The sequence below is a fragment of the Oceanobacillus timonensis genome (genome assembly GCF_900166635.1).
Taxonomy (GTDB): domain Bacteria; phylum Bacillota; class Bacilli; order Bacillales; family Amphibacillaceae; genus Oceanobacillus; species Oceanobacillus timonensis.
Genome location: NZ_LT800497.1, coordinates 1,166,606 through 1,188,585, shown reverse-complemented (window position 1 = coordinate 1,188,585; position 21,980 = coordinate 1,166,606). Strand labels below are relative to the sequence as shown.

The 21,980-nt window shown below is 38.6% G+C and carries 17 protein-coding genes; 2 read left to right on the top strand and 15 right to left on the bottom strand.

From position 1 onward, the window contains the following. Nucleotides 1–4: 4 nt before the first annotated feature. The 9 genes from B7E05_RS05720 to B7E05_RS05680 all read right to left on the bottom strand — a co-directional run bounded on the left by B7E05_RS05720 (nt 5) and on the right by B7E05_RS05680 (nt 9,075). Nucleotides 5–838 (bottom strand): flagellar motor protein MotB, encoded by an 834-nt coding sequence (locus B7E05_RS05720; RefSeq protein ID WP_080873227.1) that lies wholly within the window; start codon nt 836–838, stop codon nt 5–7. Then, nucleotides 831–1,616 carry a flagellar motor stator protein MotA gene (gene motA / locus B7E05_RS05715; RefSeq protein ID WP_080873225.1) on the bottom strand — a complete coding sequence of 262 codons (786 nt, stop codon included), beginning with the start codon at nt 1,614–1,616 and terminating at the stop codon, nt 831–833. Before motA ends, B7E05_RS05720 begins: the two co-directional genes overlap by 8 nt. A gap of 171 nt (nt 1,617–1,787) precedes the next feature. After that, a complete protein-coding gene (locus tag B7E05_RS05710; RefSeq protein WP_080873222.1) occupies nt 1,788–3,443 on the bottom strand; it encodes a glycoside hydrolase family 13 protein in 1,656 nt (551 codons plus the stop codon). Between the two features lie 519 nt (nt 3,444–3,962). Beyond that, a complete protein-coding gene (locus tag B7E05_RS05705; protein ID WP_080873220.1) occupies nt 3,963–4,163 on the bottom strand; it encodes a hypothetical protein in 201 nt (66 codons plus the stop codon). A gap of 132 nt (nt 4,164–4,295) precedes the next feature. Then, nucleotides 4,296–5,000, bottom strand: coding sequence for a carboxylesterase family protein (locus B7E05_RS05700; RefSeq protein WP_080873217.1), 705 nt, complete (start codon nt 4,998–5,000; stop codon nt 4,296–4,298). Between the two features lie 16 nt (nt 5,001–5,016). Next, nucleotides 5,017–6,015 carry a LacI family DNA-binding transcriptional regulator gene (locus B7E05_RS05695; protein ID WP_080873215.1) on the bottom strand — a complete coding sequence of 333 codons (999 nt, stop codon included), beginning with the start codon at nt 6,013–6,015 and terminating at the stop codon, nt 5,017–5,019. A gap of 58 nt (nt 6,016–6,073) precedes the next feature. After that, nucleotides 6,074–6,895, bottom strand: coding sequence for a carbohydrate ABC transporter permease (locus tag B7E05_RS05690; protein ID WP_080873213.1), 822 nt, complete (start codon nt 6,893–6,895; stop codon nt 6,074–6,076). Between the two features lie 11 nt (nt 6,896–6,906). Next, nucleotides 6,907–7,794, bottom strand: a complete 888-nt coding sequence (locus B7E05_RS05685) for a carbohydrate ABC transporter permease (RefSeq protein ID WP_080873211.1) — start codon at nt 7,792–7,794, stop codon at nt 6,907–6,909. Between the two features lie 60 nt (nt 7,795–7,854). Beyond that, nucleotides 7,855–9,075 carry an extracellular solute-binding protein gene (locus B7E05_RS05680; protein WP_245832983.1) on the bottom strand — a complete coding sequence of 407 codons (1,221 nt, stop codon included), beginning with the start codon at nt 9,073–9,075 and terminating at the stop codon, nt 7,855–7,857. Between the two features lie 294 nt (nt 9,076–9,369). Between B7E05_RS05680 and bglX the strand changes: the two genes are divergently transcribed. Beyond that, nucleotides 9,370–11,523: a beta-glucosidase BglX gene (bglX, locus tag B7E05_RS05675; RefSeq protein WP_080873209.1), complete on the top strand. Its 2,154-nt coding sequence runs from the start codon at nt 9,370–9,372 to the stop codon at nt 11,521–11,523. A gap of 23 nt (nt 11,524–11,546) precedes the next feature. Next, nucleotides 11,547–14,861, top strand: coding sequence for a GH36-type glycosyl hydrolase domain-containing protein (locus B7E05_RS05670; protein WP_080873208.1), 3,315 nt, complete (start codon nt 11,547–11,549; stop codon nt 14,859–14,861). 873 nt (nt 14,862–15,734) lie between these two features. Here the strand turns inward: B7E05_RS05670 and B7E05_RS22065 are convergent. The 6 genes from B7E05_RS22065 to B7E05_RS05640 all read right to left on the bottom strand — a co-directional run bounded on the left by B7E05_RS22065 (nt 15,735) and on the right by B7E05_RS05640 (nt 21,136). Beyond that, a complete protein-coding gene (locus tag B7E05_RS22065) occupies nt 15,735–15,905 on the bottom strand; it encodes a hypothetical protein (protein WP_179134474.1) in 171 nt (56 codons plus the stop codon). Between the two features lie 349 nt (nt 15,906–16,254). Further along, on the bottom strand, nt 16,255–17,223 hold the full coding sequence (locus B7E05_RS05660) for a sugar phosphate isomerase/epimerase family protein (RefSeq protein WP_080873206.1): 969 nt from the start codon (nt 17,221–17,223) through the stop codon (nt 16,255–16,257). A 15-nt stretch (nt 17,224–17,238) separates the two neighbouring features. Beyond that, complete coding sequence (locus B7E05_RS05655; protein ID WP_080873205.1) at nt 17,239–18,273, bottom strand: Gfo/Idh/MocA family protein; 1,035 nt, start codon at nt 18,271–18,273, stop codon at nt 17,239–17,241. A gap of 6 nt (nt 18,274–18,279) precedes the next feature. Beyond that, complete coding sequence (locus B7E05_RS05650) at nt 18,280–19,308, bottom strand: Gfo/Idh/MocA family protein (RefSeq protein ID WP_080873204.1); 1,029 nt, start codon at nt 19,306–19,308, stop codon at nt 18,280–18,282. A gap of 29 nt (nt 19,309–19,337) precedes the next feature. After that, nucleotides 19,338–20,045, bottom strand: a complete 708-nt coding sequence (locus B7E05_RS05645) for a ThuA domain-containing protein (RefSeq protein WP_080873202.1) — start codon at nt 20,043–20,045, stop codon at nt 19,338–19,340. A gap of 17 nt (nt 20,046–20,062) precedes the next feature. Continuing rightward, the gene (locus B7E05_RS05640; protein WP_080873199.1) at nt 20,063–21,136 is read right to left on the bottom strand and encodes a LacI family DNA-binding transcriptional regulator; all 1,074 of its coding nucleotides are present in this window, start codon (nt 21,134–21,136) and stop codon (nt 20,063–20,065) included. Nucleotides 21,137–21,980: the final 844 nt, after the last annotated feature.

The following is a 21,980-nucleotide window of genomic DNA, read 5'->3' as shown; positions in this document are numbered from 1 at the left end:
CTTTCTAATCCTCATTTATTTCATCCGGCACATCTATCTCATAATTAGGTAAGACCAACACCTCTACACGTCTGTTCCTTGCTCTGTCTTCCGTTGTATCATTGGGATAAGCCGGATCAAATTCTCCGTATCCTTTCACGCTGAACAAGGTTGGATCAAGGTCTTCGTTTTGCATCAAAAGTTGCATGAAGTTCATCGCCCGGTCTACACTTAACTCCCAATTTGAATCAAAGTCCGCATTATGAATAGGAACATCATCCGCATGACCGCTAATAACTACCTGATGAGGAGGTTCTGTATGTAAAATGTGAGAAACATCTGCTGCAACTTGTACCCCTTCCGATTTAACCTCTGCACTTCCCGAATCAAACAGGATATCATTACGCATTCTGACCAGCAGTCCTTCTCCCGTCAGTTCTGTGCCAAATTCTTCTGTCAGACCGGCGTCTTCAATATATACGTTTATTTCTTCCTGAACCTGCTGTAGTCTGAGAAGTTCCTGTTCCCCTTCTAAATCAGCATCCTCCATAGCTTCTTCCTCTTCTTCGCTGCCTTCTTCATCGTCCGTTCCCTCGTCCATATAATCACCGTCATCCCGGCCTTCATCCATTTTTGGAGGAACCGGCTCCGAGTCATACTCTAAAATTCCCGTTCCTGATCCAGCTGACAATTCATCCCGGAAAACATTCGCAAGCTGAAAATACCTTTCCACGTTGACATCACTGGAAGCGAATAAAACAATAAATAACGCTACTAATAATGTTAATAAATCGGAATAAGGCAGCAGCCAGGATTCATCTACATGAGATTGTTTTTTCTTTCTTCTTCTTCTAGCCATCGCTATCCCTCTTCTGCAGTTCCTCCAATTCTTTGGAAGAAAGTAAAGATCCCAGTTTTTCCTGTACAATTAAACGTGAATCACCTGTCGTAATAGCCAGGACCCCTTCCACGATTAACTCTTTTTGCAACACTTCCTGCTTTGATTTTTCACGCAGTTTATTAGCAAACGGATGCCATAATACGTAACCTGTAAAAATCCCCAGCAATGTCGCCACAAAAGCAGCAGAAATAGCATGCCCCAACGCGTCTATATCTGACATATCTGCAAGCGCCGCAATCAATCCAATTACAGCTCCTAGTACACCAAGCGTCGGCGCATAAGTACCTGCTTGTGTGAAAATAGCAGCTCCTTCTTCGTGACGCTGCTCCATTGCTTCTATTTTTTCAACCATGACATCTTTAATAAAATCAGGTGACTGTCCATCAATGGCCAATTGCAAACCGGATGAAAGAAAGGGGTCATTTACTTCACTTACTTGACTCTCTAAAGATAGCAGCCCTTCTTTACGGGTCTGGTCTGCCCAGTCCATAAATAACGTAATAAGCTCTTTGGAATCTGTTTGTTTTTGATTGGAAAATAATTTTTTAAATAATGCCGGTACTTTTTTTAACACATTTCCCGGAAATGCAATGGTAACTGCTGCAACTGTACCTAATAAAATGATAAGAAATGCCGCCGGCTCAAGTAATGCAGTTAATTGTGCACCTTTAAACACCATTCCTAATCCGATAGCAATTACGCCTAATATTAATCCTATCACTGATGATTTATCCATATGTATCCTCCCGTTTTCCATTGTACCTACTTTTAATATCGGTAAAATTCATAAATTATGAAGCCTCTAACAAAGTAAATTTAACAACAAACGACAAGTATTTTACATATTTTTTATGCCAATAAAGAAAAACAGACTGTGCACTTTCACACGAGCCTGTTTTTCTTTGCTTTAATTCATTTGATAAATAACAGCTTGATAAGGTTTTAGTTTTCCTAGTTCTGCTTCGTCATAATTATTGATAAGTAATCTTAAATCGTTATTCTCCCATTGTTCCGGCAGAGCATATTCTGTTTCTTTTCCAAAAACATTCACAAGAATCAGCCACGCATCCTTTTGATATCTCCGTGTATATGCATAAATCGCAGGATGATTCTCCAGCACCAGATTATAATTCCCATAAATAAGTCCTTCTTGCTGTTTCCGTAAGGCAATCAGCTGTTTATAAAAAGTGAAGATAGAATCCGGATTCTTTTGCTGTGCTTCTACATTGACCGTTTTATAATTTGGGTTCACTTTCATCCATGGTGTTCCTGTTGTAAAACCAGCGTTTTCTTTACTGTTCCACTGCATGGGTGTCCGTGAGTGATCCCGACTGGTCTTCGCCAACGCTTTTAAAATGTCTTTTTCAGGGATTCCTTCTTCCAATTGCTCTTTATAAAAATTCTTGGCGTCAACCGCGTCATATTCCTCAATTGATTCAAACGGGGCATTAGTCATCCCTATTTCCTGCCCTTGATAAATAAACGGCGTTCCCTGCATCATAAAGTATAGTAATGCAAAAGCTTTTGCAGAAGCTGCATGATAATGCACGGTATCTCCCCAGCTGGAAACCGAACGCGGCTGATCATGGTTTTCTAGAAATAATGCATTCCATCCAACATCCGCAAGTCCTTTCTGCCAAGTAGTAAACACACGCTTCAATTCTTCTAAATCAAGCCTCTCCCCACTTTCACGTCCCCAGAGGTTGAGGTGGTCAAATTGAAAAATCATATCAAATACCCCATGCTCTTCGCCAACCCAGTCATCCGCCTGCGAAAGCTTCACCCCATTGGCTTCTCCAACAGTCATGATGTCGTAATGATCAAGCGTTGCTTTTTTAAACTCCTGTAAAAATTCATGAATGCCATCCTGATTCATATGCCCTTTAAAGGAAGGAACATATTTTTTCTTTTTCGGATTCGGCATATCCGGAAAGCCGGGTTTCTTTTTAATATGTGTGATTGCATCCACCCGAAAACCATCAATCCCTTTATCCAGCCACCAATTGACCATTTGGTATAAATCGTTGCGGACTGCTTCATTTTCCCAATTTAAATCAGGCTGTTTCTCAGAAAAAATATGCATGAAATACTCTTTTGTCTGCGCATCATATTTCCAGGCGGAACCTCCAAAAATCGATTCCCAATTATTCGGTTCTTCCCCGTTGTTTTTCCCGGGATGCCAAATATAATAGTCGCGGTATGGATTATCCTTCGATGATCTGGATTCGATAAACCAAGGATGTTCATCTGAAGTATGATTTATAACTAAATCCATAATCAGACGCACCCCTTTTTGATGTACTTTTTCCAAAAGCTCGTCAAAATCAGCCATGGTCCCGAACTCTTCAGCAATTGCCTGATAATCACTGATATCATAGCCATTATCATCATTAGGAGATTGATAGACTGGGCTGACCCAGATGACATCGATTCCTAAGTCTTTTAAATAATCTAGTTTAGAGATAATGCCTTGTATATCACCAATCCCATCTCCGTTCGAATCCATAAAGCTTCTTGGGTAAATTTGATAGGCTGTTGCTTCTTTCCACCATGTTTTTTTCATTTTCTCGACTTCCCTTCTCTACCTCACGTTTCATATTCTCACTTCATAATAAAATGTGTAACAAAAACGGAATACTCGAATTTATTGGAAAAGTGATAATTACTTTTATCATAACCGTTTGAAATAAGAAAAGACAGCTAAATGGATATAGCTGTTTTAAGAGGATTTCATTTGTCAGGGGAAGCAGATAATTTGTATACCAGTCTATGGATACATTTATTCTCGGCAGTTTTCACATTGAAACTGGGGTGGAACAGTTGGGTCTCCTCCATCCATTCTGTCAAAATCCTGCACCATTTCATATGGAATTTTTTCTTCCTAATAACATGTCAAACAATGTTAGTTGACAACTTGTCTCTTCTTCGATGGATGTAGGTAGTTTCTCCTTTCTGATCCGTAATCCAACAGGACAGCTCTTCATTCTTAAGGGATTATCAAAGGATTCAGGTACCTTATATGAAGTATGCGAGTTCCAATAATTCACATATAAAAACCAATCATCCTGTTCTCAGTGACAATCTAACCACTCCAAAACAATATTGGCAGGCTATCAGTCTGTAATAAATTATAAAATTCGCATTTTTCTCCTTCAATCTGCATATCTCCGGCGGTATCGCCATGACCGACATTACCAGTATGGATACCAAACCAGCCTGTCATCAATACATTTTGCGAAGTAGCACATGGTGCATCCGTCACGTAATAATTAGTAAAACGCACCCTTGTTCTGCTATTTTATCAATGTAGGGAATGGTATCACGATGATAACCATAGCACCGTAGTGATCAGGTCTAGTTGAGTCTAAACCTATTACTCTCACGCTTTTCCATCCATTGACTTGCTAGCAGATTATCACTTCTTGTGTTTAAACAGCCATGTATAAAGACTTTTGTCTTGAAAAGCGGGAACCCAAGAATCATGTCCTACCCCAGGGTAAATCGTTAACCTAACTTGATCATTATACTGTTTTAGGTAATTGATTATTTCAGCTGTTTCATCCATTGGCACCACTTCATCTACCTCACCATGGAACGCCCAAATCGGTATATCTTGCAACACCTCTAACCGCTTCCATATCTCTGCTTTAGAATAGGTTTGCGAGAATTCCTTCGCTCTATGTTCCGGCAGCCGAACCGAGCCACAAACCGGCACCATTGCCGCAAAACGGTCTGGTTGTTGAAGGGCAAGATTCCAGGCACCAATTGCACCCATACTTAGCCCGGTCAAATATACTCGTTGTTCATCAACTGGGTACTTCTTGATGATTTCATCTAACAATCCATCTAACATAGGCAATTCTTCCGTCCAGTATGAATCCTCTGCACATTGAGGCGCCACAAATATGAACGATGCATCTTGATTTTCTGTTTCCATCATCTTCATGGCAAAACCATGTTTTGTTACTTCCTTCAAATCATTTCCGCGTTCTCCTGCACCATGCAAAAACAGAACGAAAGGCCACTTCTTTGTTGTTTGATCCGCTAATTGATGGGGTGTATGAAACAAGTAAGGGAGTATATCATTACCTGCTTGTTCGTACACTTTATGGACTAACACAATGATCACCCACCTCTCATCTATTATCTTTAGCCATTACTGACTCTCTTTCAACCAACTCTGTTGATAATTTATATTGCTCATTAATTTGTGTACCCTCCAACAATTGAAAAATCAAATGAACAGATAGAGCACCTACTTCATACTTAGGATGTTTAATTGTAGTCAGAGAAGGTGTGACGTATTCAGAAAGCTGAATGTCATCATAACCAATGATAGAAATATCTTCCGGAACCCGAATTTGATTTTCCTTAAGTACTTGTAAACCTCCAATAGCCATCTCATCATTTCCATAAAAGATAGCTGTTGGCAATTCACCTTGTGCAATAAGCAGCCTTGTCGCTCGATACCCACCTTCTTTAGTGAAATCTCCTTTTAGATTCCATTTCGAGTATTCCTTTATTTGATGTTTAGCAAGTGCTCTTTGATATCCCTTCATCCGATTCTTATTGTCATACGAATCAACAGGTCCGCTAATATACGAAATGTGACGATGTCCCTTCTCTATCAAATACTCAGTAGCCTTAAAGCCTCCTTCCACATTGTCAATTTTCACATGATAGATGTGCTCTTCTTGCATCTTTCGATCTAATACGACAAGTGGCAAACCTCCTTGAGCTGCTTGCCTAGTAATCGCATCACTAATATTATTAGCCAAAATAATGGCTCCATCGACACGTTTCTCCATTAAGAATTTAACCGCAGTCGATTCTTTTCCACCTATAGAACTGCAAGCAATTAGATCAAAGCCATTCGCTGTCGCGATATCTTGCACACCTTTGATTAACTCCGAGTAAAACGGTCCTGATAAATCGCTCAAAACCAGAGCAATGGTATTGGTTTTTGTTCGTTTTAAATCTGAGGCCATACCATTCTTTCGATAGTTTAATTCCTTGGCTGCTTTTAACACCTTATCCCTTGTTGTCTGGCTAATTCGCCCATTATTATTCAATGCGTAAGAAGCTGTCGATACTGCCACACCAGCCAATTTCGCTACATCCTTAATCGTTGCCATTACCGTTCCTCCGATACTGTTACGCTACGTTTCCTATTATTATAACATGCATTATAGGTTATTTAATGCCCGAAATGTTAAAGCCTTCCATAATATATTTCTGGAATATGATAAAAATAATGATGATTGGCACAACCATAAAAGCAGAACCTGCCATTTGTAGCCCATAATTAGTTACATTCTGATCCTGTAACAACGCCAGACCAACGGATAGTGTATACAGCGATTCATCATTTGCAACAATTAACGGCCATAGGAAGCTATTCCAGGCTGCAATAAAGGTCAAAATAATCTGCACAGCTATCACCGGCATAGATAAAGGTAAAATCAAACGGAAGAAAATATAAAATTCACCTGCACCATCTAATCGTGCAGCTTCTATTAAAGCATCCGGAATCGTCACCATAAACTGTCTAATCAAAAAGATATTAAACGCTGCAACCAAACCTGGAAGGACAATCCCACTCATCGTATTTGTTAACCCCATTTCATTTAAGATTAAATAAGTAGGAACCATTGTCACTTGAGCAGGTAACATCATGGTAACTAAAACAACGATAAACCAAATTTCTTTCCCTTTAAATTGAAATTTACCAAAACCATAACCTGCCATTGTATTCAACAGCAAACCAACCATCGAACACAAAACGATAATGAGCGTATTGATTAAATAAACGTCAAAATTTAAATTCTGAAACAAATTAATATAATGTTCTAATGTTGGATCTTGAGGAAACAATGTTGGTGGAACACTCAACACTTCTTGATCGTTCTTAAAAGAACTTAGTATCATCCAAATAAAGGGAAGAGAAACTAAGATACCACCTATCGTTAATATAATCACTACAATTTTTTTTTCTAATCTATTTCGTAAGTACATAATTACTCACCTCACAATGATTGATCTTTATTTCGGAATTTGAATTGAATCAATGTTGCTATAATTATAAATGCGAACAGAATAAACGAGGCAGCAGCACCATAACCAAATTCACTATATTGGAAACCTTCTTGATAGATAAATAAAGCAATCGAATTTGTGCCGTTTAACGGTCCACCCTCTGTCATTACAAACGGTTCCTCGAAGAATTGCATCCAGCCGATTAAAGTAGTAATTGTAACGAAAAAGGTTGCAAAACTCATCGATGGAATGGTAATGTATCTTAATTTTTGCCACCTATTTGCCCCGTCTATATCAGCTGCTTCATAGTACGTACGCGGAATGGATTGTAATGCGGCTAAGAAAATTAACATACTAACACCATTACTCTTCCAAACAGCTAATAAAATTAAAGATAGCTTGGCCACAAATGGGTCCTCCAACCAAGGTACTCTGCCAATATCAACTAGAGATAATAAATAGTTGAACAGCCCATATTCTTGGTTATACAAGAATCCCCACACTACCGCAATCGCCACAATGTTTGTAACAGACGGTACATAATAAATAACTCGAAAGGTAGAAGCTAACCACCTGCCCACCGAATGAAGGAATACCGCAATCAAAAAGGAAGAGCCAACTGACAACGGTACACCAATAATCACATAGAAGAAAGTGTTCCCTATGGATTGAAGAAAATTACCATCACTAAGCAAATTAATGTAGTTACGAATTCCAATGAAATTAATATCGGAATGGTTCGCCAGACCGACTAGATTGGTATCGGTAAAACTCAATACTAATGCCACCAAGATTGGCAAGAAGGCAAACAATATTAAAATAATTACTGCCGGACCAATAAATAAAAACGGTGTCATTTTCATTTTAAAATTATTCATGTTCTTCTTTCACTCCCTTTTTATAGGTGAATTTAGGAAAAGCTTCTTTTCCTTCCAGCTTTATCTATTCAGAATACTATCCGCTTGACTAATAAATTCTTCCAGAGACTCGTCAATATCTTCACCGCCACGAATGATTTTCTCTAAACTATCTAAAAGTTCACCACCGATTCGTTCATAATGTGGAACAACTGGTGATGATGGTGTAGCTTCTAACTGCTCACCAAACGTGCTCATCATCTCATCATCGGCAAGGATTGGATCGTCCCAAGCTTCCAGATTAGCTGGCAATTCTCCAATAAACTCGTACCATTTCACCTGTGTTTCTGAATCAGCCATCCAATTAATAAAATCTAGTGCTTGTTCCCTTTTTTGAGAGTTATGGAATACCGTTAAATGGGCACCTCCCATCATTGAATCGTTATTCTCGGCAGATGGCATGACACGTGTACTCCAGTCTCCTTCAATTTCCGGCACTCTGTCTTGAATCGTGTGGACATCCCATGGTCCACTAAAGAACATCGGCTTCGATCCGTCACTAAACGATTGGAAGAATTCCTTCCCTTCTCCTAGTTGAGAATAGCCATTATCGTAAAATAATTGATATAATGCTATCGCATCACGAAAACTTGATTTTTCAAAATTATCCGCTTCCTTATCCATCTCATACTCCCAACCGTGCTGCCAGGCAAATATATAGGGAAAGTGTATATCATCAAATTCTAAATCTATCGCATATTGATCATCTCCACGTGCTGCTAATTGTTCTGAGGCATCGATCATTTCCTCCCATGTAGCTGGACCTTCCGGATAACCTACATCTGCCAGTATGTCAGTCCGATAAAATAACACCCGCGTATCAACATACCAAGGTATCCCAACCGTCTCTCCCTCAAAATCTGTGAAAGCAACCGAACTCTCATAGAAGTTTTTCGGACTTAAATTCTCGTAATTGTCAATATAATCGGTCAAATCCATAAAGGTACCCGCTTCTGCAAATTCTTCTATCCAGGTCGAACCTATTTGCAAAACATCTGGTCCTTCTCCAGAAGCCACTGCTGTCACTAATTTATCGTGCGCATTATCCCAGGGTATTGTCTGTACTTCGACATTTATTCCAGTCTCTTCTTCATACTCTGTCACAAACTCGTCTAATCCATCAGACATTGTCCAAACTCGAATAGTATTCTCATCCGTATTCGACTCATCTGAAGAACACGCTGCCAAATTCATCACTACACCAAACAAAAGCAATCCTAATAGTTTTTTCTTTGCCGTCAACGTTTTCCCTCCTAATTTATTATTTATGCTTCGCACGCCAACTCCTCATCATCCATTCGTATCTTTTTTCATATTTTTGCTCAAAACTGTTGAAACGTTTCATCAATTTCATTATAATTAAATTTGTAAACGCATGCAAGTATCTTTTTTTTTTACGTAACCTAATATAAAACTATGCATACTAGTAATTAAAAACAATTAATATAAATGTGGATAGTTTTAATCATTGATGAAACGTTTCTACAATGATTATTCTCATACTTATAGTACGTGATAATGAAGGAGGAATTATTTATGTCCAAGTTAGAAAGCTTACTAAATCAAATGACGTTACAAGAAAAAATTGATCAATTAACACAACTTGCAACACCTTTCTTTAAGGGCGCCAAAGATGCAGGTGAAATTACCGGTCCTATGTTAGCTATGAATATTGGAGAAGAAAATATTAAAAATACTGGTTCTGTTCTTGGCGCCTCTGGTGCAGCAAATATTCGCGCTATACAAGAGAAACACTTAGAAGAGAACCGGCTAAAAATACCATTATTGTTTATGTCTGATGTGGTACATGGATATAAAACAATCTTTCCAATCCCATTAGCAATCGGTTGTTCATGGAATACACAGCTCGCAGAAGAGAGTGCACGCATTGCCGCTAAAGAGGCAGCAGTTTCCGGGATTCATGTCACTTTTGCTCCTATGGTAGACCTTGTAAGAGACCCTAGATGGGGCAGGGTTATGGAAACTACCGGAGAAGATCTCTATTTAAACAGCGAATTTGCCAAGGCACAAGTACGTGGTTTTCAAGGTAATAACTTAAAAGAAAGCACCGAACATGTAGCAGCTTGTGTGAAACATTTCGCTGCATATGGAGCAGCAGAAGGCGGACGTGATTATAATACGGTAAATATGTCTGATCGGCAACTTCAAGAATTATATTTACCTGCTTATAAGGCAGCACTCGACGAAGGCTGTAAAATGATGATGTCTTCTTTTAACACCATAGATGGAATTCCTGCTACCGCAAATCAAACCTTAATGAATGGACTCCTTCGTCAAGAATGGGGCTTTGACGGTGTAATGATTTCTGATTGGGGAGCAGTAAAAGAGCTGATTCCACATGGGGTGGCAGCGGATAAAGCGGAAGCAGCTGCTAAAACACTACGTGCGGGAACAGATATTGAAATGATGACCGATTGTTATATCAGCCACCTTCATGAGCTAGTAGAAACCGGCAACATCGAAGAAAGTATAATTAATCAGTCTGTCTTACGCATCCTTCAGTTAAAAGAAGACTTAGGTTTATTTGAAAATCCATATCGCGGAGCAGATGCTGCTAAAGAAGAAGAGGTAATTATGTCGCCGTCCCATCGAACAGCAACCAAACAAGTTGCTGCCGAAAGCTCGGTACTATTAAAGAATGAACAGGTCTTGCCTTTAACTACCTCACAGAAAGTGGCCTTAATTGGTCCATTTGCTAACAGCGGCGATATCCTTGGGCAATGGTCTTGGCTAGGTTCCAAAGAAGATGCTGTGACACTCCAACAAGGAATGGGGAAAAAAGCAGAACAAGAATTATTGATATCCAAAGGTTGCGAAGTAGAAAATATTAATTCTAGTTCATTAGAGGAAGCAATCCAAATTGGGAAAAAAGCAGATGTAATAGTCGTAGCTTTAGGGGAAGATTCTATTATGAGTGGTGAAGCAGGTTCATTAACAGACATTCAGTTACCTGAAGCACAGTTGCACTTACTAGCTGCTTTGGCCAAACTAGAGAAACCCATTGTAACGATTTTATTTAATGGACGTCCACTTGACTTACACGGTGTCATAGAACATTCCGATGCGTTGGTAGAAGCTTGGTTCCCTGGTACAGAAGGAGGAAATGCATTAGCTGATCTGCTATATGGAGACCAGAACTTCTCAGGAAAATTAACCATGTCCTTCCCTTATAGTGTTGGACAAGTACCTGTCTACTACAATCATTACAATACCGGTCGACCTAAAGGTGCTGCTGATGCACAAGTAAGATATGTATCCCAGTATCTCGACAGCCCTAATGAACCATTGTTTCCATTTGGCTATGGCTTAAGTTATACTACTTTTTCTTATCAAGAGCTTCAGCTTTCTACTGATCAATTGAAAACTGACGATACTTTGACTATTTCCATCAAGGTAAGCAATAAAGGCAGACGTTCCGGAGCAGAAACAGTACAGCTTTATATTCAGGATGTAGTTGGAGAAGTAGTAAGACCTGTGAAAGAATTAAAAGGTTTCCAAAAAATCAACTTAGGTGCAGGAGAAACGAAAGAAGTGCAATTTACTTTAACGGAAGAACAACTTCGCTATTATCATGCAGATATGAGTTACACAAGTGATCCAGGTGAATTCAATATATTTGTAGGGCCAAATAGTAAAGAAACAACCAGTCAATCATTTCGATTAATTTAATGGATAGAAAGGCAGTGACAACAATGACAGAACAATTTATACATTCGTTTACATCCAATAGATTAACTATTTCCTTTTTAAATAGTGGTGATATATATCGTATTCAACACGGAGATATTCTCATTAATCAAATTTTATCGAACAGCCTAGACGGTTCCTTACAGAATATATATCTACGTATATTTGAAGAAGACGGTAATATTTCTGCCACACCTTTATTAGGCGTACATTCCAACAGCACTTTTTCAATAGGAGTAAACAAGGCAAAGTGGACAGGAAATGTTGCACACGTTGATTATGAGGTGATTTTTCACTTGCACCAGTCTACTTGGTTCTGGGAAGTAAATTTAACCGGGGAAACGAAGCAAGCTGATCTCATCTATGGGCAAGATTTGGGGTTAGCTAATCAAGGAGCTGTTCAAGCGAATGAGGCATACGTTTCTCAATACATTGATTACCAGGTTTTCACGAACCCTCAGCAAGGGCATGTAATAAGCGCTAGACAAAACCAACCGCAAGCAGGTCAGCATCCTTACTTACAACAAGGCGCATTAGGTAAAACTATTGGCTACTCTACGGATGGCTTTCAATTTTTTGGTTTATCTTATAAAACTACCAATCAGCCAGAGGCATTAACACAGCAGCAAATAGCAAATCAAATTTATCAGTACGAATTTGCATATACCGCACTTCAATCTGAAACCTTTCTGTTGAATGGCGAACAACAATTTGTATTCTATGGACATTTCCAGCCGAATCATCCAGAAGCGGTGACTCAACAAGAGTTTGTTGATGAAATACAACTAGCTTGGCAAGAAATGAGTAAACAGGAAACAAACTATGAGACCAAACCAACGTTAACATGGTCTGATGCGTTTGCAGAACCACTTCAGGCCGATTCTATGACAGCCAAGGAAATAACTGACTATTTCCCTGAACGAAAATTAGAAGAATATCAGGATGGTCAGTTGTTATCCTTTTTCACGAATACGTATGAACATGTTGTGTTAAAAGAAAAAGAACAATTACTTGAACGTCCGCATGGACATATCTTATTAAACGGAAATAATGAAAAAGTTCGAGACGATGTCTTTACGTCCACTTCTTATATGTATGGAATATTCAATTCTCAGGTATCAGCCGGCAATGTCGAATTCAATAAGTGGATGACTAATTCTCGTAATCCGCTTAACCGTTTAAAAACTGCCGGGCAGCGTCTCTATATCAAGCTAAACGAACAATACCAACTATTAACCATGCCTTCTTTATTTGAAATTGGCTTTAATTATACACGTTGGTATTACAAAACAGCAGAAGATCTGATTATCGTTACTAATTTTACTATGTTAGACCAAAAACAAGTCCAGCTTCAAGTAGAATCGAAATCAGGCAAAGCATATCCTTACATTCTGACACAACAAATCACAGAACCATTTCTTTCTACTATGCAAACAGAAGATTCTTTTGCCTATTTTGAAAAAAAACAGAAGGACGAATCAGTGTACCCTGATCTACATTTTCAATTAATGATTACCGGAAGTGACGTGACGTTTCAGGATGAACGATTACTAGTGTCAAACGTCCAATCAAAGGAAGCCTCTCTTTTAGTTGCTGAATTAACTGCTACTAGTCAATTTACGGTAACGATTCAAGGAGATGTACGAAAGCCTGTATCATCATTAAAAGTAATGGATTTCGCACAAGAAACGGAACGATACCGCAAATTTTACCAACAGTTATTAAGAGGGTTCCATTTAGAGATTGACGGTTCCAAACAACCTGCGATGGAGAAACTGAATACACTTGCCTGGTGGTATACGCACAATATGCTGGTTCATTTCTCTAATCCTCACGGTTTAGAACAATATGGCGGAGCTGCCTGGGGAACGAGAGATGTAAATCAAGGGCCTCTTGAATATTTTATGTCAACAGGGAACTATCAAATCGTGAGAGATATTATTCAAAGCGTGTACTCTCACCAATATCAAGATAAAGGTAATTGGCCGCAATGGTTTATGTTTGATCAATATACCTCTACTCAACAGGAAGAAAGCCACGGAGACGTAATTGTTTGGCCATTGAAAGTAATTGGTGACTATTTAGAAGCTACCGGGGATACTTCTATATTAGAAGAAAAGCTCGCTTATATGGATCACACGGAAAAACATTTCACCACAGAGCAATATTCTTTGTGGCATCATATTGAAAAACAAATAGAATATATGGAACAAAACTTTTTGCACGGCACCTATCTGCCTGCTTATGATGACGGAGATTGGGATGATACATTACAGCCTGCTAACCCAGCATTCAAAACAAATATGGTTAGTTCATGGACAACCGCATTACTGTATCAATCATTAACCAAAATGGCCAAAATCAGTAAAAAACACGGCTATACACAAACTGCAAAATGGGAAAAATTAGCTCAATCCATCCAACAAGATGTCAAAACGTATATGTTAGACGACAAAGTAATGCCTGGATTTATTTACATGGAAGATACTGCCCATGCCGAAAAAATACTGCACCCTTCTGATCAACGCACGGGCATACAATATCGCTTATTACCGATGCAACGTGCGATTATTAGTGAGTTATTCACGAAGGAGCAAGCAGAAGATCATTATCAATTAATTAGAAATAAGCTGTATTTCCCAGATGGCGTACGTCTTATGAGCCAACCAGCTCCATACAATGGAGGTGTTAGCACTCATTTCAAACGTGCTGAACAAGCAAGTAACTTCGGGCGTGAAATCGGCCTTCAATATGTACATGCCCATATTCGTTTCATTGAAGCCATGGCCAAATTGGGGAAACCAAATGAAGTATGGCAAGGGTTAGCTGTCATTAATCCAGTCGGTATCAAAGATGTTGTAGCTAATGCCGAGCTTCGTCAAAGCAATGCCTATTTTAGTAGTTCCGACGGTAAATTTGCTACACGCTACCAAGCAGCCAAAGAGTTTGAGAAACTTCGTACAGGAAAGGCAACTGTAAAAGGGGGCTGGCGTATCTACTCCAGCGGTCCCGGAATCTATATGAACCAACTTATTTCTAATGCTCTAGGAATTCGAGAAGTACAAGATCATATCATTATTGATCCTGTACTTGAAGCTGAACTAAATGGTCTTCAGTTTGATTTCCACTGTCTGAACAAACCAGTCACCTTCGTTTATCATCAGACCGAAGTAGAACGCAAGGTAGTGGTAAATGGCCAAGACATCCAGACAGTCACATTAAATAACCCTTACCGCATGGGCGGATTCCAATTAGATAAAGAAGATGTAGCAGCATTATTAACAGATAGCCAAACCAACCGGATAGATATTTATATGTAATATGTCCCTTTAAAAAGTAAACTTGAACATGCAGTGATACTTCTACCAGTGGGGAAGTATCCTATCAAAAAATAAAAACCCGAATGTTAACTTCACTGGTTAGATTCGGGTTTTAATTATGTTTGCTATCCTATTGTTTTCAACTGCTACACTTTAAAAAATCTGTTTCTACTACATCATCAACGTTCATCGGATCTTTAACACCAAATCTATTTCTTTCATTATCACTCGAAACAATCCGTTTCTCATAATATTCAAGATATTATAATTTAATAGTTTGTTCATAATATTCTTCTTTTGGTTCTCTATACAGAGCATAGCTTGAACGACTGATATAAATTTTATGAATTTCTACTGACAATTCTAAATAATAGCGGTCGCCTGAATCTAGTATGGTATCTCCTGCACAGGAGAACACCTGAATAGAATCACCTTCTAAACCTAAATTAATAGATTAATTAAAGGAACTTGAACTCGTTAAAGAAAAATCACCGGCATTTTCGCAGTCCTTGTTTCTGCTTTATTTCCTGCAAAATTTCCTAAGCCGTTTCTCGACTAAGTGTTAATTTACTCTATCCATCAGCAAAGGTAAGGTAATCTATATCTACTTCTCTCGTCACCATACACGCTGTCACTGGTGTATATTTTTGTAACACAATTCTTTCATCATCTACGAAGATTTCCATTGAATCTTTTATCTTGATATCAAGCGTATTCGCAGTTTTTTTGGAATAACTACTCTATCTGCCTAATTCATCTACTTTTCTTACAATTAAGTTGCTATTCATTGTTTTTTCTTCTTTTTCTATACTTAATCCCTATATAACTTACCTAATTATCCTGTTATTCTTAAATGAAGTTTTATATTTCTCTTTACTTTTTACTTAATTGATGAACAATAATTGCTTCAAATAGTTTCCAATGAACCAAAACTTTTAACACAATGGCTAGTATCGATCCTCTAGCCATTGCATAACGCAGTCGAGGCTTACGTTTTGCTGTAATTTGTACTGTTTTTTGCCACATCAATCGGCTGACCTGCATGTTGCGTCAATTCCTGACCAAATGACAATACTTATTTCATTGGTTGCTGGTAAAGAGAATTTATCCGGCTTGTATGCTCTATATGGATAAATCCCTTCGCCCAAAAATCTATCTGATATGCACCTAGCTCCACTAAAATGACATCTATACCATACATAGCAAGCTCTAACCGCACTAATTCACTGAAACCCTCTAAGGTAAATATAGGAGAAGAATAAGGTTCTTATCTCTGAAAAGCTACTATCTCCAACATCTTATACAGATAAATTTACTTTTTTAGTCTTTTAAAATAATATAGTTTGAAATACTGCGGTAGAGCCAAAAATTATATACTTTCGTTCCCTTTACTCTAAGCCCACCACATCGAAGCTGGAGGCTCTGTGATATTCACCTGTTTTAAATTTTGTACTGCTTTATGAAAACCTTCTTCAATCGACATGATTGGGTCTTCATGTTCGATACTGATCACATAATCATAGCCATATGTCCGAAGCGCACTGACCATATTGGACCACTCCTGAATACTATGCCCATATCCTACCGAACGGAAGCTCCAGGCCCGCGTCTGCACTTCTCCATACGGCTGCATGTCGGTTAAGCCATACATGTTCACATTGTCTTGGTCAATGTACGTATCTTTGGCATGAAAATGATGAATCGCATTCGCTTTGCCCAGAATCTTGATGGCCGCTACCGGATCGATTCCCTGCCACCATAAATGACTCGGGTCCAGGTTGGCACCAATTGCATTATTCGTTGCTTCCCGAAGCTTCAGCATGGTATAAGGTGTATGAACCAGAAAACCGGCATGCAGCTCCAACCCTACTTTGACACCATGATCTTCAGCAAATTGTCCCTGCTCTTTCCAATACGGAATCAACTTTTCTTCCCATTGCCATTTCAAAATATCAGAGTATTCTGTCGGCCAAGGAGTTACTGGCCAATTCGGATATTTCGAATCTTCATTGGATCCCGGCGTTCCGGAAAATGTATTAACAACCGGAACATCCAGCATCTCTGCTAAACGTACCGTTTTCACAAACGTGTCATGGCTCGCTTTTGCATGGGCCTTGTTTGGTGAAACAGGATTATCATGACAGCTGAATGCGCTGATGGTTAGTCCGCGTGATTCAATCTTGTCTTTAAATTCTTTTCGTTTATCACTGTTTTCCAACAGCTCATCCAGTTGACAATGCGCCGTTCCAGGGTTGCCTCCTGTCCCTATTTCCACCGCATCCAATCCGGCATCTTTCACATAATCCAGCATGTCTTCCAGCTTCTTCTCTGCAAATAAAACCGTAAATACACCTAATTTCATTTTTTATGCCTCCCTTTAGTTAATTAAGATACTTTTTCCCTGCTCACTGCTTTCATAAATAGCATCGATGACTTTCGTGACCAACAACGCATCCTCTGGACTGTTTTTTAATGTTTCTTTTCCTGAGCATACATCAATAAAATGTTGTGCTTGTAAAAGCGCCGCTTCCTGTTGATTTTCTGTTGTATCTGTCTTTGTCTCCATCATTCTATGATATTTCGGCTGATAGAATTCATAAGGGAACACGTTTATTCCTCCGTCTTCACCAGATATCGATACATGGGTTTTATCCGCTTTAATATTTGCGGCCCAGGAACATTCAAATAACAACGTGCTCCCATCATCGAACCGGATATAGGCACTCACATGATCATCCACATCTACTGCTTCATGATCATAACTTCCCCAATCGTTGACCTGATTTGGCTGCTTACTTAAGCGCTGATAAGTCTGTGCATTAACTTCGATTGGTTTGGAAGGCGCCACAAGCCAGAAAGCCGTATCAAGTAAATGACATCCCCAGTCAATCAAGCTTCCGCCGCCTTGAAGCTGTTTGTTGATAAACACGCCCCAGCCGGGAACTTTCCTCTGACGCAAGGCTTGCACCCGCGTAACAATAGGCGCTCCTACTTCCAGCATCGCTTCTTTTGCCAGCATGACAGAATCAACAAAACGATAATGATAGCCAATCATTAAAATTTTGTTATTTGCTTCCGCTGCTTCTAGCATCCGCTTTCCTTCATCTGCATTCATTGCCATCGGTTTCTCGCATAAAACATGAACACCTTGATTCAGAGCGGCAACCGCTATCGGTTCATGAAATTTATTTGGTGTGCAGATGGTTACCGCATCTACATGTTGAAACATTTTCAAATAATCCTCAAACACATTCGGAATCGCATATTTTTCTGCTACTTCTTTGGCACGAACAAGATTCACATCTTGTACTGCTGTGATTTCCACCTGTTCACTCAGTGCTTGGTAAGCGGGGATATGGCGGCTCTCCGCAATTCCCCCTGCACCTATAAGCCCCATTTTCAACCTTTTCATGTTCCGTCACTTCTCCAATGAATAAATTCTTTTCGTTTCTACTGATTCTAAAGCTCCTAAAATAATAACGAGCGATTTCTTGCCTTCTTCTCCATCAATAAGAGGCGTGGTGTTATTTTGAATGGACTCGATAAAATGATCAATCACATGTGTTGTAGTCTGACCGCCTTCATCATTGGATTGAATACCGCCAAGTTCGTATTTGACAGTTTCGCCACTCGCATACTGAGCTACCAGCGAATAGGTCGGGTCATCTTCCAACCGCAATATTGCTTTCTCTCCGTAAATCACCGTGGAATTATCTTCGTTTGCTGTATAAGCCCAACTTGCCGCCAAAGTGCCGATAATGCCGTTCGCTGATTTTAAGATAAGCGATGCATTATCATCGACGTCCGTATCCGCTTTCGCACTTGTTTCTACAAATGCCCCGACTTCCACCATCTCATCCTGTAATACATAACGGATTAAATCCGCCTTATGTATACCTAAATCACCCATGGCACCAATGAAAGCTTCATCTTTTTTAAAGAACCAGCTTTCTTTGCCATCTGCGCTCCACCCTTCCGGACCACCATGTCCGAATGTTGTACGGAAGCTGTAAATCTTTCCAATTGCTCCAGAGGCAATCAGCTCTCTCGCTTTTTGGTGCGACGGAACAAAACGTTGATTATGCCCAATCATTAATTTCTTTCCACTCTGTTTCGCCGCTTCTATCATTTGGTCTGCTTCTTCTGTAGAGGTTGCCATTGGCTTTTCACAAAGTACATGTTTTCCGGCATTTAGTGCATCGACACTGACAGGCGCATGTAAGTAGTTTGGCAGACAAATACTGACTGCATCTACGTTTTCGTCTTTTAACAATGTCTTATAATCCGTATACGCTTTTGCCTGATAAGTTGCTGCCGCTTCTTCTGCCCTTTCCTGGACAATATCGCAAACTGCTGCGATTTCTACATGTTTATTTGCTGCATATTCTGGCAGATGACGATGTTTTGCAATACTGCCACATCCGATAACTGCTATTTTTACACTCATTTTCCCTCTTCCTTTCTCTCTATCTTGTTTTATTTTTCAATCGGCTGATAGTTCCCATACGTATGTTGTGGCGTATCTTGATTTTTCGCCCACTCAACAGCATTTTTAATCACTTGTTGGACTTCAGCCTGATGATACGTCGGATACGTTTCATGCCCGGGACGGAAATAGAATATCTTCCCTCTGCCACGTTTAAACGTCGCCCCGCTGCGGAACACTTCTCCACCGGTAAACCAGCTTACAAAAATGAGCTCATCTGGTGCTGGAATATCAAAATGCTCTCCGTACATTTCTTCTTTTTCAATTTCAAAATACTCGCCGATTCCTTTGGCAATCGGATGCGATGGGTCGACATTCCAGACACGTTCGGTATCATCGGATTCGCGCCATTTTAAATCGCAGCCTGTGCCCATGAGCGTTTGAAATATTTTGGAGAAATGGCCGGAATGAAGTACAATTAATCCCATGCCGTCCCACACACGCTTTTTTACACGCTCTACTATATCATCCTGTACTTCGTCGTGTGCCTTATGTCCCCACCAGATCAGGACGTCTGTGTCTTCTAAACGTTCTTCATTAAGACCATGTTCCGGTTCATCTAATGTAGCTGTGGTTACGTCGTGTCCTGCTTCTGATAAAAAGTCGGCAATTGCTCCGTGGATTCCATTTGGATAAATAGAGGCAACGGTTTCATTTGTTTTTTCGTGACGGTTTTCGTTCCATACTGTGATATTCATTAGGCATTCTCCTTATCTTATTTCTCTTTTTCTATTACTGCATCGTTAGAAAAATAATTATTATCTTTCACTAACCTTTTGTGAGATTCTCTAGATTCAATTTTTGTTGGAATAATCACGCTCCGTTTGAAGGCATTTGGATTATTAATCAGTTCAATTACTCCTCTTGAAGCTTCATAGCCCAGTTGAAATGCTTCTGTATCTATAGTTGTTAAACTAGGAATAGCGAACTCAGTTAAAATAGTTCTATTAAACGTTATTAAACTTATATCTTCCGGAACGCTCAATCCATATTTTTTTAAAGCTTTTAAAACTAACATCCCCTGTATATCATGGGAAATAACTAAAGCGGTTGGCGGGTTTTTCTTATTTAATAACTTTTTTACTTTATAATCTGTATCTTCAGGGATTTTAATATACTCAATATAACTTCCATCAACAGGGAGTTTGTTATCTTCAACTGCCTTTAAATAACCATTTACCCTGTCTCTTATTACTTGAAAGTCCGGATCTTCTCCAATAAACCCTATAAACTTATGATTATGATTTATTAAAAAGTTAGTAGCTTGCTCTCCTGCGTTTATATTATCATTATCAACATACATTATTTCATTTCTTCTTTGCATTGGTTTTCCAACAACGGTAAATGGGATATTATTTTCAATTAAGAATGGTACTACTTTATCCTCAATTTTTGAATAAAGTACGATAACTCCATCAACTCTTTTACCCTGAACCATTTTTACTACCTCATCATAGATTTCATCCTCAGAACTACCAGTTGTTATGGATAAGCTATATTGATGTTGATGGCAATGAGAGCTAATACCTTGCTGTGCCTCTGGAGTAAACGGATTAATCCAATTCCAAGACTGGCTTAGAGAATGTTTTAAAACAACTCCAATCGTTTTGGTGGATTGTTGTACTAGTACTCTAGCATTTAAATTAATATGATAACCTAACTCCTCCATTGCATTCCTAACTCTTTTCTTTGTCTCCACACTAATTTTATCACTATCTGATATAACACGTGAAACAGTAGAAGGAGATACATTTGCTCTTTTTGCTACATCTTTAATAGTTACTGTCATTCTTGAACCTCCTCCCCTTTATAATAATCGCAAGTGGAACAAATAATAACGCATTAACTGAATCAAGTATACAGTAATGATAGCGATTAAAATATTAGTGAAAAACATCTCAAGAAAAAATGACATGTAAATTAATATTAACCCATTTCTTCTTAAGACAATCACGGTGTTTTAATAATCTAAAACTTCTTTTTTCATTTCTTATAAAATCAATAAAATTCTAAACAATGCATGTGATTTTCAACTGACTTCATAATAACAAGCATTTCTAAGTTTTGTTAAATATGAAAGCCCATTTATTTTTTATGCTAATCAAGTAAACACAAAAACCTAAACTCCTTTATCCAATCACTCAAGCATCATTTCATAGAGAATATCACGCATATCTTTACTTTTCTAGTTTATAACAGACTATTTCACTAAAAAAGTGTTAATAATATTACCTTCTCTCTCTAACTTAATTCTAATGCTGTCTGCCAAATATCGAAGATCAATTACACGAGTCAAATACTTTCTATTTGTAATCTCTTCGATTATCAAAATTCGTTTTACTTGTGTGAGATTTTCTTGGTTCAACCAGTCAAAAATGTTAATTCAACATATGATTTAATAACAAGATCAATGATTAACTACATGTCATATTGGATTGATACATTTATAATAGTAGATATTACAGACATTATTATTCAGCAAATAGTAATCCTTAGTTGCTTTAAATATTCAAGCCTTGCGATAATCCTTTGTTAATCACTAATATTATGTCCATTGGAATCAAAAATTAATAGACTACGCTTAATAACATAAAACTTCTTTCCACCTCATCTTTTTCATATGTCTTTTCTCT